The 16,648-nt window shown below is 63.2% G+C and carries 15 protein-coding genes; 9 read left to right on the top strand and 6 right to left on the bottom strand.

Annotated elements, in window-relative coordinates:
- Positions 1 to 12 precede the first annotated feature (12 nt).
- The 5 genes from JQ597_RS08325 to JQ597_RS08345 all read left to right on the top strand — a co-directional run bounded on the left by JQ597_RS08325 (position 13) and on the right by JQ597_RS08345 (position 5,089).
- Positions 13 to 954 (top strand): ABC transporter permease, encoded by a 942-nt coding sequence (locus JQ597_RS08325; RefSeq protein ID WP_212263712.1) that lies wholly within the window; start codon positions 13 to 15, stop codon positions 952 to 954.
- Positions 951 to 1,874 (top strand): ABC transporter permease, encoded by a 924-nt coding sequence (locus JQ597_RS08330; RefSeq protein WP_212263713.1) that lies wholly within the window; start codon positions 951 to 953, stop codon positions 1,872 to 1,874. Before JQ597_RS08325 ends, JQ597_RS08330 begins: the two co-directional genes overlap by 4 nt.
- Positions 1,875 to 1,878: 4 nt before the next feature.
- Positions 1,879 to 2,868, top strand: a complete 990-nt coding sequence (locus tag JQ597_RS08335) for an ABC transporter ATP-binding protein (RefSeq protein WP_212263714.1) — start codon at positions 1,879 to 1,881, stop codon at positions 2,866 to 2,868.
- Positions 2,865 to 3,860, top strand: coding sequence for an ABC transporter ATP-binding protein (locus JQ597_RS08340; RefSeq protein ID WP_212263715.1), 996 nt, complete (start codon positions 2,865 to 2,867; stop codon positions 3,858 to 3,860). The genes JQ597_RS08335 and JQ597_RS08340 overlap by 4 nt, the downstream gene beginning before the upstream one ends.
- Positions 3,861 to 4,003: 143 nt before the next feature.
- Complete coding sequence (locus tag JQ597_RS08345) at positions 4,004 to 5,089, top strand: putative FMN-dependent luciferase-like monooxygenase (protein ID WP_212263716.1); 1,086 nt, start codon at positions 4,004 to 4,006, stop codon at positions 5,087 to 5,089.
- A gap of 42 nt (positions 5,090 to 5,131) precedes the next feature.
- Here JQ597_RS08345 and JQ597_RS08350 read toward each other — a convergent pair whose 3' ends face one another.
- From JQ597_RS08350 to JQ597_RS08370, 5 genes are all read right to left on the bottom strand, one after another.
- A complete protein-coding gene (locus JQ597_RS08350; protein ID WP_212263717.1) occupies positions 5,132 to 5,917 on the bottom strand; it encodes an ABC transporter ATP-binding protein in 786 nt (261 codons plus the stop codon).
- Complete coding sequence (locus tag JQ597_RS08355; protein ID WP_212263784.1) at positions 5,914 to 6,687, bottom strand: ABC transporter permease; 774 nt, start codon at positions 6,685 to 6,687, stop codon at positions 5,914 to 5,916. The genes JQ597_RS08350 and JQ597_RS08355 overlap by 4 nt, the downstream gene beginning before the upstream one ends.
- Positions 6,688 to 6,774: 87 nt before the next feature.
- Positions 6,775 to 7,725 (bottom strand): ABC transporter substrate-binding protein, encoded by a 951-nt coding sequence (locus JQ597_RS08360; protein WP_249147594.1) that lies wholly within the window; start codon positions 7,723 to 7,725, stop codon positions 6,775 to 6,777.
- 115 nt (positions 7,726 to 7,840) lie between these two features.
- Positions 7,841 to 8,584 (bottom strand): histidine utilization transcriptional repressor HutC, encoded by a 744-nt coding sequence (hutC, locus tag JQ597_RS08365; protein ID WP_212263718.1) that lies wholly within the window; start codon positions 8,582 to 8,584, stop codon positions 7,841 to 7,843.
- Positions 8,581 to 9,939, bottom strand: a complete 1,359-nt coding sequence (locus tag JQ597_RS08370; RefSeq protein ID WP_212263719.1) for a formimidoylglutamate deiminase — start codon at positions 9,937 to 9,939, stop codon at positions 8,581 to 8,583. The genes hutC and JQ597_RS08370 overlap by 4 nt, the downstream gene beginning before the upstream one ends.
- 89 nt (positions 9,940 to 10,028) lie before the next feature.
- On the opposite strand from JQ597_RS08370, the gene hutI reads away from it, so the two are divergent.
- The 3 genes from hutI to hutU are packed head-to-tail and all read left to right on the top strand — an operon-like array spanning position 10,029 to position 14,484.
- Entirely contained in the window at positions 10,029 to 11,243 is a 1,215-nt protein-coding gene (hutI, locus tag JQ597_RS08375) for an imidazolonepropionase (protein ID WP_212263720.1), read from the top strand.
- Positions 11,240 to 12,817, top strand: coding sequence for a histidine ammonia-lyase (gene hutH, locus JQ597_RS08380; RefSeq protein ID WP_212263721.1), 1,578 nt, complete (start codon positions 11,240 to 11,242; stop codon positions 12,815 to 12,817). Before hutI ends, hutH begins: the two co-directional genes overlap by 4 nt.
- Entirely contained in the window at positions 12,814 to 14,484 is a 1,671-nt protein-coding gene (gene hutU, locus JQ597_RS08385; protein ID WP_212263722.1) for a urocanate hydratase, read from the top strand. The genes hutH and hutU overlap by 4 nt, the downstream gene beginning before the upstream one ends.
- A gap of 15 nt (positions 14,485 to 14,499) precedes the next feature.
- Here hutU and JQ597_RS08390 read toward each other — a convergent pair whose 3' ends face one another.
- Positions 14,500 to 15,456, bottom strand: a complete 957-nt coding sequence (locus JQ597_RS08390) for a Bug family tripartite tricarboxylate transporter substrate binding protein (protein ID WP_212263723.1) — start codon at positions 15,454 to 15,456, stop codon at positions 14,500 to 14,502.
- Between the two features lie 466 nt (positions 15,457 to 15,922).
- Between JQ597_RS08390 and JQ597_RS08395 the strand changes: the two genes are divergently transcribed.
- Positions 15,923 to 16,645, top strand: a complete 723-nt coding sequence (locus tag JQ597_RS08395; RefSeq protein WP_212263724.1) for a FadR/GntR family transcriptional regulator — start codon at positions 15,923 to 15,925, stop codon at positions 16,643 to 16,645.
- The last annotated feature ends 3 nt before the right edge of the window (positions 16,646 to 16,648 follow it).

The following is a 16,648-nucleotide window of genomic DNA, read 5'->3' on the forward strand; positions in this document are numbered from 1 at the left end:
CAGTGAAGCGACATGCTCTCGTATATCCTGCGCCGTATTCTCTCGACGTTGCCCGTAATGGGGATCGTCGCGCTGTTCGTCTTCAGCCTGCTTTACATCGCGCCGGGCGATCCGGCGGCGGTGATTGCAGGTGACCAGGCAAGCCCCGCCGACGTCGAGCGGATACGCCAAAGCCTCGGACTCGACCGGCCGTTTCTGGTCCAGTTCAGCAGCTGGCTATGGGATATCTTGCACGGGAATCTCGGCACCTCGATCTTCACCAATTTGCCGGTCGCCAAGATGATCGCGCAGCGGATCGAGCCGACATTCTCGCTGATGGCGATTACGCTGGTCCTGACCATCCTTGTCGCGGTGCCGCTCGGCGTGGTGGCGGCATGGAAGGCGGGAAGCTGGATCGACCGCACCATCATGGCCTTCGCCGTGTTCGCGTTCTCGCTCCCGGTCTTTGTGGTCGGATACGTGCTTGCCTATGTGTTCGCGCTGCAGTTCGAATGGCTTCCGGTGCAGGGCTATACGCCGCTATCCAATGGCGTCTGGCCATGGTTCCAGAACCTGATCCTGCCGGCGCTTGCCCTCGGCTCCGTCTACATCGCGCTGATCGCGCGCATTACCCGGGCCTCGATGCTCGAGGTGTTGCAGCAGGATTATGTCCGCACCGCCCGCGCCAAAGGCCTTGACCAGCGCAGCATCCTGTTCATTCACGCGCTGAAGAACGCGGCCGTTCCCATCGTGACGGTGATCGGTATCGGTATCGCGCTTTTGATCGGCGGCGCTGTGGTGACCGAAAGCGTGTTCGCCATTCCGGGCCTTGGACGGCTGACGATCGACGCGATCCTGCGCCGCGACTATCCCGTCATCCAGGGCATCGTTTTGCTGTTCAGCTTCCTCTATGTGCTGGTCAACCTGATGGTCGACGTCACCTACACCCTGGTTGACCCGAGGATCCGCTATTGACCGTCCTGGAAACCAACACGCTACGGATACCACCGGGTCTTGTGGTCGCGCCGCAATTGCCGGATCTGCTGTCGCCGGTCAAGATTCGTCGCGGCGTCCTCGGTTTCCTGCGCAACCATCCGACGGTGGCGATCGGCGGTGCTTTGCTCGTCTGCCTCGTCCTGGTCGGAATCTTTGCGCCTTATCTCTGGACCGTCGATCCGACCGCGATCGCGCCCGCCAAACGCACGCGCTTGCCTTCCGCGGACTACTGGTTCGGAACTGACTTGCTCGGCCGCGACATCTATTCACGCGTGATCTACGGAGCGCGGGTCTCGCTCACGGTCGGTCTTTCGGTGGCGATACTGGCATCGCTGGCCGGTCTCGCCATCGGTCTTGTTTCCGGGTTCGTGCGATGGGCCGACGGCATCATCATGCGGTTCATGGACGGGCTGATGTCGATCCCGCCGATCCTGCTTGCGGTTGCGCTGATGGCGCTGACGCGCGCCAGCGTCGGCAATGTGATCCTGGCGATCACGGTAGCCGAGATCCCGCGCGTCTCGCGCCTGGTACGCAGCGTCGTGCTGTCGCTGCGTGAACAGCCCTATGTGGACGCCGCGACAGCTTCCGGCACGCGAACGCCGATGATCATCCTGCGCCACATCCTGCCCAACACGCTGGCGCCGATGCTGGTTCAGGCGACCTATATCTGCGCCAGCGCCATGATCGTGGAGTCCATATTGTCCTTCATCGGTGCCGGCACGCCGCCCACCATTCCGTCCTGGGGCAACATCATGGCCGAGGGCAGGGCGCTGTGGCAGGTCAAACCCTACATCGTATTCTTTCCTGCCGCGTTCCTGTCCGTCACCGTGCTTGCCGTCAATCTGCTCGGTGACGGCCTGCGCGATGCGCTCGATCCGCGCATGGCCAAGAGTCTCTGATCTGATGGCATTGCTCGAAGTCGAAAATCTGCAGACCCATTTCCGGACCCCCGAGGGCATCAACCGCGCCGTGGACGGTGTTTCCTTCCATGTCAATGAGGGCGAGACGCTGGCCATCGTCGGCGAATCCGGTTGCGGCAAGTCGGTCACCTCGATGTCGCTGATGCGGCTGATCCCCGAGCCTCCCGGCAAGATCGCGGGCTCGATTCGTTTCCAGGGCAAGGATCTGCTGCAACTCTCCGAGCGCGAAATGCGCGCCATCCGCGGCAACGACATTTCGATGATCTTCCAGGAGCCGATGACGAGCCTCAATCCGGTGCTGACGGTCGGTCGTCAGATCGGAGAAACGCTGCGCATGCATCAGGGGCTCGACAAGCAGGCCGCAGAGGCCCGCGCCGTCGACATGCTGAATCTGGTTGGCATCCCGGAGTCTGTACGGCGCGTGCGCGAATTTCCGCATCAGCTTTCCGGCGGCATGCGCCAGCGCGTGATGATCGCGATGGCACTGGCCTGCAACCCAAAACTCCTGATCGCCGACGAGCCGACCACGGCGCTCGACGTCACGATCCAGGCGCAGATCCTGCAGTTGATGCTGGACCTCAAGCGCCGGGTCGGTGCGGCGATCATTCTGGTCACCCATGATCTCGGCGTGGTCGCCGAAATCGCCGAGCGCGTCATGGTGATGTATGCCGGCCGCAAGGTCGAGGAGGCGCCGGTGGCCGAACTGTTCCGCTCGCCGCGTCATCCCTATACGCAGGGCCTGCTCGGCGCGGTGCCCAAGCTCGGCTCTTCGTTAACAGGGGCCGCGCGGCGTCTCGCCGAAATCCCGGGCCAGGTGCCCAGCCTCAAAGGACGGATCGAAGGCTGTGTGTTCGCGGGGCGGTGCACACTGGCGACCGATCTCTGCCGGCAGGTCGCGCCGGGTCTTGAAGAGAAGGGCCCCCGCCATATCGCCGCCTGTCATTATGCCGCCAAGGAGGCGGCCGCGGCATGAACGCGCCACTGCTCCAAGTCCCGTTGCTGCAAGTCAACGATCTCAAGAAACATTTTCCGGTCCGCGGCGGTTTGTTCAGCCGCAAGTCCAAATGGGTCTATGCGGTGGACGGCGTGTCCTTTGAGGTCGCGCGCGGCGAAACGCTGTCGCTGGTCGGCGAGTCCGGTTGCGGCAAGTCGACGGTCGGCCGCGCGATTCTGCGCTTGTTCGACATCACGTCGGGCCAAGTGGTGCTCGACGGGCAGCGCATCGACGACGCTTCACCCGCAGCCTTGCGCAGCATGCGCCGCCGCGTGCAGGTGGTGTTCCAGGATCCGTTCTCCAGCCTCAATCCGCGCATGCGCGTGCGCGATATCCTGGCCGAGCCGATCCGCAATTTTGGTCTCGCCAAATCTTCCGCCGAACTCGAGGCCAAGGTCGCCGCGCTGATGGACACCGTGCGCCTGCCGCGTGACGCGCTGGGCCGCCGGCCCCACGAATTCTCGGGCGGCCAGCGCCAGCGCATCGGTATCGCCCGGGCACTGGCGGCGGAGCCCGAATTGATCGTCTGCGACGAGGCGGTCTCGGCCCTCGACGTCTCGGTCAAGGCACAGATCGTCAACCTGCTGCAGGATCTGCAGCGCGAGTTCGGCCTCGCGCTGCTCTTCATCAGCCACGATCTGGCGATCGTCGAGCACATGACGCACCGTGTCGCGGTGATGTATCTCGGCAAGATCGTCGAGATGGCGCCCAGGCAGCAGATCTTCACCGCGCCCAGGCATCCCTATACCAGGGCGTTGCTGTCGGCCGTGCCGGTGCCGGAGCCTGGGGCGATCCGTAACCCGATCATCCTGAAGGGCGACGTGCCGAGCCCGATCAATCCGCCGAGCGGTTGCCGATTCCACACGAGGTGCCCATACGTGTTCGATCGCTGCCGGACCGAGGAGCCAAAACTTCGCTCGGGTGGCGACGACCAGTGGGCCGCGTGTCATCTCGACGCACTGCCGGTCTAATTCCGCGGCGGAGTCCGCGAGGGCTCGAACCATCGAAGTCCGTTTGCCTGCGCTGATTTGACTGTCCCGCGATCCCCGCGCAGACTCGTGAGGCGGAGGCGGCTGGGCCGCGGTCGCATGGGTTATGTTCTCCGAAAGTCTTCATGAATCGTCTGGCAAATTTGAAGCGGTTGGGATTCTTCACGCGCCTTCTCGACGACGTTGGTCCGGCGGAACGATATCGCCTCGCGGCAGCGCAGATCGTCCACGCAGAAACAGCAGGTCTTGATTCCGCATGGATCGCGCAGCACCATTTTCATGAGAGTGAGGGCGGGCTGCCGGCGCCCTTTGCTTTTCTCGGCTTCGTCGCGGCACAGACATCCCGCATTCGTCTCGGCACCGGCATCGTTACCCTGCCGCTGGAAAATCCCGTACGGGTGGCGGAGGACGCCGCGGTCCTCGACCTGTTATCAAACGGCCGTTTGGAGCTTGGTGTCGGCACCGGCGGAAACCCGTCAGCCTTTGCAGCCTTTGGGCTGGACAGTGCGCAACGCGCGGAGATTTTCGCTGATAACCTCGACATTGTCCGTAACGCCCTGGCCGGTGCGCTGCTGGCCGGCGGCGATACGCTCTATCCACCGAGGCCGCAACTGTGCGACCGGATCTGGCAGGCGACCTTTTCCGTCAGCGGCGGGACGAGGGCCGGCAAAGCGGGCGACGGCTTGCTGTTGTCGCGAACGCAGCCGCGCCCAAGGGAGACGCCGCACGCGTCGCTTGCCGAGATTCAACACCCCATCATCGACGCCTATCTCGCCGCACTGCTGCCGGGGCGCGAGCCTCGCATCATGGCATCGCGCAGTATCTTCGCCGCCGATGAACGGCAGGAGGCGCTACAGCTGGCAGACATCGGGCTACGCCGGGCGCGCGCGAGCTTCATCGCCGGCGGTCATGCCCCGCCGGGGGAGGCGTTGCGCGACATGATCGCCGCGTTCGATACCCATGTCGGGACGCCCGACGACGTCATCGCTTCGTTGCGCGCCGACAGCATTTTGGAGCGGGTGACCGATCTGGTGTTTCAGGCCCATTCGGTCGATCCGCCGCACCCGTTCATTCTGCGATCGATCGAGTTGATCGCCGAAAGGGTTGCGCCGGCATTGGGGTGGACGAAAGGGACCATACCGAGCCTGGACACAGAATCGCGAAAACAACCCCATGCAAAGAAAGATAGTCCGGGGTTGGGGGTTCTATAATACCATTCGCGGTGCGGAAATCAGCAAGGCAACGAGCATCCGTCAGGCATCAACCGCCACCTTCAATGCCTCGGCGCGGATCTCTTCCACCAGCCTTTCCTTCAGCTGGACGAATTCGGGCGCGGTCTTGATCTTGTAGGATCGTGGGTGGGGCAGATCGACCGCGATCTCGGCCTTGATGCGGCCGGGGCGGGCGCTCATGACGATGACGCGGCTGCCGAGGAAGATGGCCTCCTCGATGTCGTGGGTGACGAACAGCACGGTCTTCTGGTCGCGCTCCCAGATGCCGAGCAGCATCTCCTGCATCAGCACGCGGGTCTGATTATCGAGTGCGCCGAACGGCTCGTCGAGCAGCAGGATCTTGGGATCGTTGGCAAGCGCACGCGCGATCGCCGTGCGTTGCTGCATGCCGCCGGAGAGTTGCTTCGGCCAGTGATTCTCAAAGCCGGACAAACCGACCCGTTGAATAAATCCATCGGCGATCTTGCCGCGTTCGGCCTCGGAAATTCCGCGCTCGCGCAGCCCGAACGCGATGTTTTCGCGCACCGTCAGCCACGGGAACAGCGTGTAGGATTGAAAAACCATGCCGCGATCCGCGCCGGGGCCCGTTACCTCCTGCCCGTCGAGAATGACGCGGCCACTGGTCGGCCGGTCGAGCCCGGCGATGATACGTAGCAGCGTGGATTTTCCGCAGCCCGAGGGGCCAAGGATGGTGACGAAATCATTGTTGCCGACGTCAAGATTGGTCGGTTCCAGCGCCCGTGTCGGCGCATTGCCCTGGCGCGCAGGGAAGGTCCGTGAGACCTGATCGATCTTCAGCGTGGTCACGCTAGTCTCCACGGAAACAGCCAGGCGTTGAAGGCCTTGAACAGGAAGTCCGAGACGAGGCCGATCAGCCCGATGACGATGATGCCGAAGATGATCTGGCCGGTGTTGAGCAGCGCCTGGCTGTCGGTGATCATGTGGCCGATGCCTGACGATGAGCCGATCAGTTCGGCGACGATGACATAGGTCCATGCCCAACCCAAAACGAGCCGGAGAATTTCCGCGATCTCGGGAGCGGACGAAGGCAGCAGGACGCGGCGGATGATGCCGCTGTCGCCAGCACCAAGCGTGTAGGCGGCTTCAACGAGATCGCGCCTCGTGTTGCCGACGTTCACGGCGATCATCAGGATGATCTGGAACACCGAGCCGATAAAAATCACCAGCAGCTTTTGCAGTTCGCCGATACCGGCCCACAGAATCAACAGCGGGATGAAGGCCGAGGCGGGCAGATAACGGGCGAACGAAACGAACGGCTCGAGAAAAGCCTCGATCGGTTTGTAAGCGCCCATCAGAACGCCGAGCGGCACCGCGATGATGGCCGCCAGCACGAAGCCGCCGATCACCCGCCATATCGTCATGCCGATATCGTACAGGAAGCCGTGCTTCGTCAGCAGTTCCCAGCCTTCCTGCAGCATGGTCAGCGGGTTGGCGAGAAATGTTTTCGAAACATAGCCGCCAAACGTGGCCCACGCCCACAGGGCAACGAACAGGACGAAGAACGCGAAGCCATAGGCCACGCGCTGCTTCGACGTCACGGGATCCAGGGGTCGTATCACAGGACAAATTCCTCAAAGCGGTGCGCCGAAAGCGGCAAGTCCCGCTTCCACAGAAGCGGGACCGGCGCGTCGCCGACCGGGAGTCTACTTGATGAAGCTCGCGTCAAAGAGGTCGTCGGTTTTCGGGATCGATTTGATGATACCGATCTCGAGCAGCAGTTCTCCAGCCTCCTTGGTGAAAGCCTGGAACTCGCCCGCGAAGAATTTCTGGTTCGCAGCCTTGTCCTGCCAGCGCAGATATTTTGCCGAATTGCCGAACTGCTCGCCGGACTGCTTCACGTCCGATCCCATGATCTCGTACGACTTGGCCTGGTCCTTTTCGATCAGCGCAACGGCCTCGAAATAACTGTCGGCCAGCGCTTGCGCGGCTTTCGGATTGTCGGTCAGGAATTTCGGCATGCAGCCGAACGTGTCCATGATCATCGGATAGTCGAGCGTGGTGGCGATGATCTTGCCCTTGTCCGGCGCCGCACGCACCGTCGAGAGGTAAGGCTCATAGGTCATGGCGGCATCGTTCTGGCCGGCCACGAAGGCCTGCGCGGCCGCGGCGGGCTCGAGGTTCACCACGGTCACGTCCTTGACCGTGAGACCGTTCTTCTTGAGCATCCAGGCCAGGGTGAAATAGGGAGCGGTGCCGGGCGCGGACGCGGCGACCGTCTTGCCCTTCAGGTCCTTGATCGCGGCGACGTCGTTTCGCGTGGCCATGCCATCGGCGCCGTAGCTCTTGTCGAGCTGGAAGATCTGCTTGGTCGCGACGCCATTGGCATTCCAGGAAATCCAGGTTTCCACCGTGGTTGCCGCGCACTGAATGTCACCTGACGCAATGGCCAGGTGCCGGTCCTTCTGCGGGATCTTCTTGATCGTCACGTCGAGGCCGTTCTTCTTGAAGATGCCGGCCTGGTTTGCGAGCGTGAGCGGTGCAAAGCCGGTCCACCCCGAGATGCCGATGCCGACCTTCACGTCCTGTGCGACGGCTGGTGCGGACACCAGGAGCGCTGCGGTTGCGGCAAGCACTCTAAAACTAAAACTAAGCATGGCTGTATCCCTTTTCTGGTTCATGGATTGCGTCTTGCTCGTCTGTGCAGCGTTGCTGCTTTGTTTATTGCTGATGCATAAATTGTGCCGGATCTTATGCGCATTGATATCCCTCTCAGCCGCCCTTGAAGCGGGCGACCAGTTTGTGGGAATCGCCTGGATAGAGCAGGCGCACTGCCGTCAGTGTCCGTGCACTGCGCCAGGTGTGCCGCTCTATCACGAGGCAGGGCGCACCGATCGCAATATCCAGTGCGGCTGCGGCTTTGTCGTCGGCCACGATAGCGCTGATCGAATGCTCTGCTTCCGTCCATGGGACATGGTGAAGCAACCACGTGCCGGGCGGTTCGATCGCAAAATCGGCCGTGGCGGCTTCGGGTACCGCGTCGAGATCGATCAGCCTGTCCTCGATCGCGAACGGCACGCCGTCGGCGCTGTGGCGACAGGCAATCGCGATCACCTTGCCGGTCTTTCGTACCCCAAGACGCGCGCGGTCGGCGGCGTTGGCGGCACGGCGCGAACACTGGATCAGCTGATAGAAGTAGCTGCGGCCGAGCGCGGTGATTTCCGCGCGGATATCAGGAATCGTCAGGACTGCTGACAGAAATTTGGGTCGGCGTACAAAGGTGCCGGCCCGCCGCCGCCGCTCGATGAGATCGGCTTGGGCCAGTTCCGACAACGCCTTGCTCACGGTCATCCGCGCGCAGCCATAGTGCGCCATGAGTTCGTGTTCGAACGGGATGCGGTGACCCGGCGGCCATTCGCCGGTCAGGATGCGGCGTTCGATGTCGAGGCGTATCTGCTTGTACAGCGTCGGCTTGTCGGTTGCATGGGCCTTGTCGCGATCGATCGAGAGGCTCATGCGACGAGCCTTCGAACGGCGGCGTTGAAGGTCTCGCGCGCCTTCTGGCGAAGCCGGTGACGCCCGCCTTCGACGACCTTGCTGCCGCCTGCCCAGACACAGTCGATAGCCCCCGTATTGGACGCAAAAATCCAACCGTCGAGGACCGCATCCCGATGGCGCCCGGCGAGCGAGGGATGTGCGGTGTCGAGCGTGACGATATCGGCGCGCGCGCCTGCCTGGATTCCTGCGGTCGGCTGCGCGAGCGCCTGGGCGCCGCCGGCCAGCGCGGTGTCGAACAATGCGCGTCCGGTCGAGATGCCGGGACCGCCGGACAACACATTGCGTTCCCGGTGTTTGAGCCGCTGGCCATATTCGAGCTGGCGCAGTTCGTCGGCGACGCCGACGAGGACATTGGAATCGGTGCCGACGCCGAACCGGCCGCCTGCATCAAGGAATTCGCGCGCCGGAAAAATGCCATCGCCGAGGCTTGCTTCGGTAACCGGGCAGAGGCCCGCGACGGCGCCGCTTTTGGCAAGCGCGGCGATCTCGGTTGCGGTGGTGTGCGTCGCATGGATCAGGCTCCAGCGCTGATCGATTGGGGCATGCTCGAGCAGCCACTCGACTGGCCGCCGGCCCGACCAGGCGATGCATTCCTCGACTTCTTTGGTCTGTTCGGCGGCGTGGATATGGACCGGCCCGCCCTCGGCCAACGGCACGATGGCCGCCAGTTCGTCCGGCGTCACGGCGCGCAGACTGTGCGGAGCGATACCGACATTGGCTCCGGGCAACGCACGGACGGCCTGCCTTGTGGCGGCAATCAGTTCAGCAAACTGGTCGACCGAACAGATGAAGCGGCGCTGGCCGGCATGGGGCGCGGCGCCACCAAAGGAGCCGTGCGCGTAGAAGCTCGGCAGCAGCGTTAGCCCGATGCCGGTGGCCTCGGCGGCTTGCGCAATTCGCGTCGCCATCTCGGCCGGATTGGCGTAGGGCGTGCCATCGTGGTCGTGATGGAGATAGTGGAATTCCCCGACGCGCGTAAAACCTTGCTCCAGCATCTCGACATAGAGCAGTGTCGCGACGGCTTTGGCATCGTCGGGGGTCATGCTCAGCGCGAAGCGATACATCGTCTCGCGCCATGTCCAGAAGGTATCGGCGGTATTACCGCGTGTTTCGGCAAGACCTGCCATGCCGCGCTGGAACGCATGGCTATGCAAGCTCGCTATTCCCGGGATGGCCAACTGGTGGCGTTCATCGTCGGCTTCCGGAGCCGTGCCAGCGGTAACGTTGGTGATAATCCCATCAGTCACAACCACCTGCACGTCATCGGCCCACCCGGACGGGAGCAGCGCTGACGCGAAATGCAGAGTGGACATGTTTTCCAAACCGGCTGGACAGAACACCGGCACGATAATATGTATAGACATATCGTCCCGTCAAGCTTCTGCCGTTGAGGGAATGCTGCATGGCCGAGCGCTTTGATCGAATTTGGCATAATGCCCGGCTCGCCACCGTTCGGGAGGATCTGCCCGACCTCGGCGTGATCGAGCAGGGCGTGATTGCCGCGCGGGATGGCCGCATCGTCTTTGCCGGCAGCCGTTCCGACTTTCCATCTGACGCCGATGCGGTCGAACGGATCGATTGCACGGGGCGGTGGATCACGCCGGGACTGATCGATTGTCATACCCATCTGGTGTTCGGCGGAAACCGCGCCCACGAGTTCGAGCTGCGCCTGCAGGGCGCAAGCTACGAAGAGATCGCACGGGCGGGTGGCGGTATTGTCTCGACGGTCGCGGCGACGCGGGCCTCCAGCGAGGCCGACCTGGTTGCCGGTGCGCTGCCGAGGTTAGATGCGCTGATCGGCGAGGGCGTGACGACGGTCGAGATCAAATCCGGCTACGGGCTCAACACCGAAACCGAGATGCGACAGCTGTCAGCCGCACGTGCGCTGGGCCGCAGCCGGCCGGTCAGCATCCGAACCACGTTTCTTGGCGCGCACGCACTGCCGCCGGAAGCCGATGGCGACCAGGATCGGTACATCGAGCTTGTTTGCCGCGAGATGCTGCCGGCGGTGGCGCAGGCCGGGCTTGCCGACGCCGTCGACGCCTTCATGGAAGGTATCGCTTTCTCGGGCGATCAAACGGCGCGGGTGTTCCGTGCGGCAAGGGCGCTGGGACTGCCGGTCAAACTGCATGCGGATCAGTTGTCGAACCTCGGCGGAGCGGCCCTTGCTGCGGAATTTTCCGCTCTGTCCGCCGATCATCTTGAACACACCGATGAAGCCGGCGCCGCGGCAATGGCGCGGGCGGGTACGGTAGCCGTGTTGCTGCCGGGCGCGTTCTATTTCATTCGCGAGACCAGGAAACCACCGGTCGAATCGTTCCGCGCCCACGGCGTCAACATGGCGCTCGCGACCGACTGTAATCCCGGCAGTTCGCCGCTGACGTCGCTGCTGCTGGCCATGAATATGGGCGCGACGCTGTTCCGGATGAATGTTGCCGAATGCCTGGCCGGTGTGACGCGCGAAGGAGCTCGCGCGCTCGGCGTTCTCGGGGAGACCGGCACGCTCGAAGCCGGCAAATGGTGCGATCTCGCGATCTGGGATATCGAGCGGCCCGCCGAACTCGTCTACCGGATGGGCTTCAACCCGTTGCACGCAAGGGTGTGGAGGGGACAATGAGCGACCGCAACGCATCCATTGTCGTTTCGCCCGGACGGGTCAGCCTCGACGAGCTTGCGCAAGTGCTTGCGGGCGCGGCCGTCGCGCTCGATCCATCCTTCTTGCCGCGCGTCGAGGCGGCTTCGGCCATTGTTGCCAAGGCCGCGGACGCGGACATTCCGGCTTACGGCATCAATACCGGCTTTGGAAAACTGGCGTCGAAGCGAATCCCGCCCGGCCAGACCACTCTGCTGCAGCGAAATTTGATCGTGTCGCATTGCTGCGGGGTAGGGCTGCCAACGCCCGAACCGATCGTGCGTCTGATGATGGCGCTGAAGATCGTCTCGCTGGGGCGGGGCGCCTCGGGCGTTCGACGCGAAATCATCGAGCAATTGCGGGCGATGCTGGCGCACGACGTTTTTCCGCTGGTGCCACAGCAGGGCTCAGTGGGCGCGTCCGGCGATCTGGCGCCGCTGGCGCATATGACGGCCGTCATGATCGGCGAAGGGCAGGCGCTCGTCGATGGCAAAATCGTGCCGGGCCTTGATGCGCTTGCCGCCGCCGGTCTCGCGCCGGTGACGCTCGGGCCGAAGGAAGGCTTGGCCCTGATCAACGGCACGCAGTTTTCGACGGCCTATGCGATTTCCGGATTATTGCGCGCCCATGGTCTGCTCTGCGCGACGCTGGTGACCGGCGCCTTGTCGGTCGATGCGGCGATGGCCTCGACGGCGCCGTTTCGCGCCGAGATCCAGCAATTGCGCGGACATGCCGGGCAAATCGCAGCCGGGGCGGCCCTGACCGCATTGCTGGAGGGCAGCGATATCAGGAACTCGCATCTCGAAGGCGACGAGCGCGTGCAGGATCCTTATTGCCTGCGCTGCCAGCCGCAAGTGGCCGGTGCGGCGCTTGACCTCTTGATGCAAGCCGCCCGCACACTGACGATCGAGGCCAACGCGGTCACCGACAATCCGCTGGTGCTGGTGGAGACCGGAGAGATCGTCTCGGGTGGAAATTTTCACGCCGAGCCGGTCGCGTTCGCCGCTGACCAGATTGCGTTGGCCTTGTCGGAGATCGGCGCGATCAGTGAACGGCGCATCGCTACGCTGGTCGATCCTGCGCTGAACTTTGGTCTGCCGCCATTCCTCACCCCGGAGCCCGGCATCAATTCCGGCTTCATGATTGCCGAAGTGACGGCGGCCGCACTTTATGCCGAGAACAAGCAACGTGCCGCGGCCTGCTCGATCGATTCGACACCGACCAGCGCCAACCAGGAAGATCATGTGTCGATGGCCGCGCACGCCGCCCGCCGGTTGTCTGACATGGCGGATAATCTTGCGACCATTCTCGGCATCGAGCTGCTGGTGGCGGCGCAGGGCATCGGGCTGCGCGCGCCGCATACGACCAGCCCCGCACTTGCTGCGGTGATTGCTACGCTGCGCGAGCAAGTACCGGCGCTCGGTGGCGATCGCTATATGGCCGACGACATTGCGAAAGCAACGGCGCTGGTCGCAGCCGGCACATTGCCATCAGTTGCGATTTCGGTGCTCGAGAACAATCCGTTTCCAAACCTTGCCGAGAAAGGTCATTTGTCATGAACCGCCGACTGGACAACGACCGCATCATCCGATCGCCGCACGGGTCCGAGATCAGCGCCAAGAGCTGGCTCACCGAAGCGCCGCTCCGAATGCTGATGAACAATCTCGATCCTGACGTTGCCGAACGGCCGAGCGAACTCGTCGTCTATGGCGGCATTGGCCGTGCAGCCCGCGACTGGGACAGCTTTGATCGAATCGTTGCGTCACTGCGCAAGCTTGAAGGCGACCAGACGCTGGTCGTTCAATCGGGTAAGCCGGTTGGAATTTTCCGCACCCATGCCGATGCGCCGCGCGTACTGATCGCGAATTCGAACCTGGTACCGCACTGGGCGACGCTCGATCATTTCAACGAACTCGACAAGCAGGGCTTGATGATGTTCGGCCAGATGACGGCGGGATCGTGGATCTACATCGGTAGCCAGGGCATCGTGCAGGGCACGTACGAGACCTTCGTCGAGGTCGGGCGTCGGCACTATGGCGGTAGCCTCGCGGGCAAGTGGATCCTCACGGCGGGTCTTGGCGGCATGGGCGGCGCCCAACCGCTTGCCGCCACGATGGCCGGTGCGTCGATGCTCGCGGTCGAATGCCAGCCGAGCCGCATCGAGATGCGGTTGCGCACGGGTTACCTCGACAGGCAGGCAAGCACGCTCGATGAGGCGCTCGCGATCATGGCGGAGGCGGCGCAAAGCGGGAAACCGGTCTCGGTCGGCCTGCTCGGCAATGCCGCCGATATTTTTCCCGAACTGGTGCGCCGTGGTGTCAGGCCCGACATCGTCACCGACCAGACCAGCGCGCATGATCCGATCAACGGCTATCTGCCGAAGGGATGGACGCTTGCCGAGTGGGCGTCCAGGCGCGAGGCCGATCCGAAAGCGGTTGAGGCGGCGGCGAAGACTTCCATGGTCGGCCACGTCCAGGCCATGCTGGATTTCCATGCGCAGGGCATTCCCACGCTCGACTATGGCAACAACATCCGCCAGATGGCGAAGGACATGGGATTGAAGAACGCGTTCGATTTCCCAGGCTTCGTTCCGGCCTATATCCGCCCGCTGTTCTGCCGAGGCGTCGGGCCATTCCGGTGGGCGGCGCTATCGGGGGATCCCGAAGACATCTTCCGCACCGATGCCAAGGTCAAGGAGTTGATGCCTGACGATAAGCATCTGCACAACTGGCTCGATATGGCCCGAGCGCGGATCAAGTTCCAGGGACTGCCGGCGCGGATCTGCTGGGTCGGCCTTGGCGACCGCCACCGGCTGGGCCTGGCGTTCAATGAAATGGTGGCGCGGGGCGAGTTGAAGGCACCGATCGTGATCGGTCGCGATCATCTCGACAGCGGCTCGGTGGCCAGCCCGAACCGCGAAACCGAAGCGATGCGCGACGGCTCGGACGCAGTATCCGACTGGCCGCTGCTCAATGCGCTGCTCAATTGTGCCAGCGGGGCCACGTGGGTCTCGCTGCATCACGGCGGCGGCGTTGGTATCGGCTATTCGCAGCACGCCGGCATGGTGATCGTCGCAGACGGAACGCCGGAGGCCGCGCGCCGCCTCGAGCGGGTGCTTTGGAATGACCCCGCAACGGGGGTCATGCGGCATGCCGATGCGGGTTATGAGACCGCGATCGAGTGTGCCCGAGCCAACGGTCTCGATCTGCCCGGCTTGTCGTCGTAGCCGAAACCGTCAGCCTCACTGAGGCACGATGCCCGCTTCCTTGGTGAGTGTTGCCCATCGCTCGATATCGGTGGCGACGTGTTCGGCGAATGGCTTCGGCGGGAGCCACTGCGCTTCGAAGCCGATTTCGGCGAGGCGCTGGCGGACCGCGGGTTCAGCCAGGATTTCGCGCAGCGACTCCGCCAGCTTTTCGACCACCTCCGGCGGCGTGCCCTTGGGCGCGAACACCCCGGTCCATGCGGAGAGATTGCCGAAATCAAGTCCCTGCTCCTGGATGGTGGGCAATTCGGATAGCAGCGTCGTGCGGTCCTTCGTGATGGTCACAAGTGCGCGAAGTTGACCCGACCGCGCCAGGGGCAGGGTAGAAGTTACATCGTTGAACATCAGGGAAACGCGACCGGCGATGACGTCCGTTATGGCTTCCGGGCTGCTCTTGTACGGCACGGCCTGGATATCGATACCGGCGCGCCGTTTGAACATTTCACCGGCAAGCTGGCCCAGCGCGTTTGAATAAGCAAACGACATCGAGCCGGGCTTCTGCTTTGCAAGCGCGATCAGTTCGCCGACGTTTTTGGCCTCGATCCCGGGATTGACGACGAGGATGTAGGGGAACAGGCCGACACGGGAGACGGGCGCGAAGTCGTCCTTGGGAGAATACTGGATGGACTTAAGCAGGCTGGGGTTGGCGGCATGCGTGGATGATCCGCCGAACATCAGCGTATAGCCGTCCGGCGCGGAACGCGCGGTCGCGACCGCACCGATCGCGCCGCTCGCGCCGGGGCGGTTCTCCACCACGATGGTCGTCTTGAGCATTTCGGAGAGCCGTTGGGTGACAATTCGGGCCACGCCATCCGTGCCGCTGCCCGCGCCGAACGGCACGATCACAGTGATCCGACGTGAGGGGTATGTTTCCGCCGTTGCGACGCCACACACGGCAAGAAGCGTTGCGAACGCCAGCACGGTACGGCGCATGGATCTGCTCCAAATGTCCACTGTCGATTCCCTCGGGCGATGAAAGCCGGTTGGCCGTGAAAAAATGCAACGGCGCGCAGTGTTTTGGCTGAAGACGTCGGTTGCGCCAGGTGTCCGGCGCGGCGCTCGAAACGCTTTTTTCGACCGACGATGCGGTTGCCCGCAGGTCGCCGTTCATACCGGTTCGCTGACGTAGTGTCTACAGTTGCCAGTTCATATCCACGATATGGAAACTGTTGACATGCTGTGGCGCCAACTGCGCAGCCCCTTGAGCACAGCCGCGACGAGGGGGCCGAAGGACACAAAATGGTCGACCGAAAGAAAGTCATACTAATATGACAATATGCTATACAAGGCTTGAGGGTTGTGGCATGGGAGATCGCGCCAGATTTGAGCTTGCCCGAAGAGGCAGGACGGTCCGCAACGATCAGGGAGCGAAACCAGCCATGACTCTGAAAGACCCGCCATGAGGTCCGACCGGGTCGTGATTGCGCCGGGCCGCGGTCATTTCAGCCAGGTGGAAGTGACCCGGACGATCGGGATCGACATCATTGTCGGCCGCTATCCGGAAGGCGCCAGTCTGCCGCGCGATGCGGAGCTGACTGCCATGTTCGACGTTTCGCGCACCGTATTGCGTGAAAGCGTCAAGACGTTGTCCGCCAAGGGATTGCTGACTTCCAAGGCGGGCGTCGGCACGCGGGTCAGGGAACGTTCGGCCTGGAACATGTTCGATTCCGATGTGCTCGGCTGGCACCTCGAAGCCGGGATCGACAAGCGGTTTCTTCGCGATCTCGCCGACATTCGCCTCGCCGTCGAGCCGCATGCCGCAGCTCTCGCCGCCGAGCGACGGGCGGATGATGCGATCGCTCACCTGCGCGACAGCATCGCCAGGATGCGCAGCTTCGCTTCTGATTCAATTGAATTTGCTGACGCCGATCTTCGGCTGCACCTCGACATCGCGACCAGTTCGGCCAACCCGTTCATGCGATCGATCGGCGCCGTGATCGAGGCGGCATTGCGCGCGTCGTTCCGGCTGAGCGCGCCGACCGAAGAGCAAGAGCGCGAAATCACCATCGCAGCCCACGAACGAATTGTCGACGCAATCGCCGAGCGGAATGCCGAGGCGGCTTCCGCGGCGATGAAGGAAGTCATCTTCAACGGCCTGCGCCGCCACGGCGCGGCTGGTTAAGGC

Source organism: Bradyrhizobium sp. AUGA SZCCT0177, from assembly GCF_018130125.1.
In the GTDB taxonomy this organism is placed as follows: domain Bacteria; phylum Pseudomonadota; class Alphaproteobacteria; order Rhizobiales; family Xanthobacteraceae; genus Bradyrhizobium.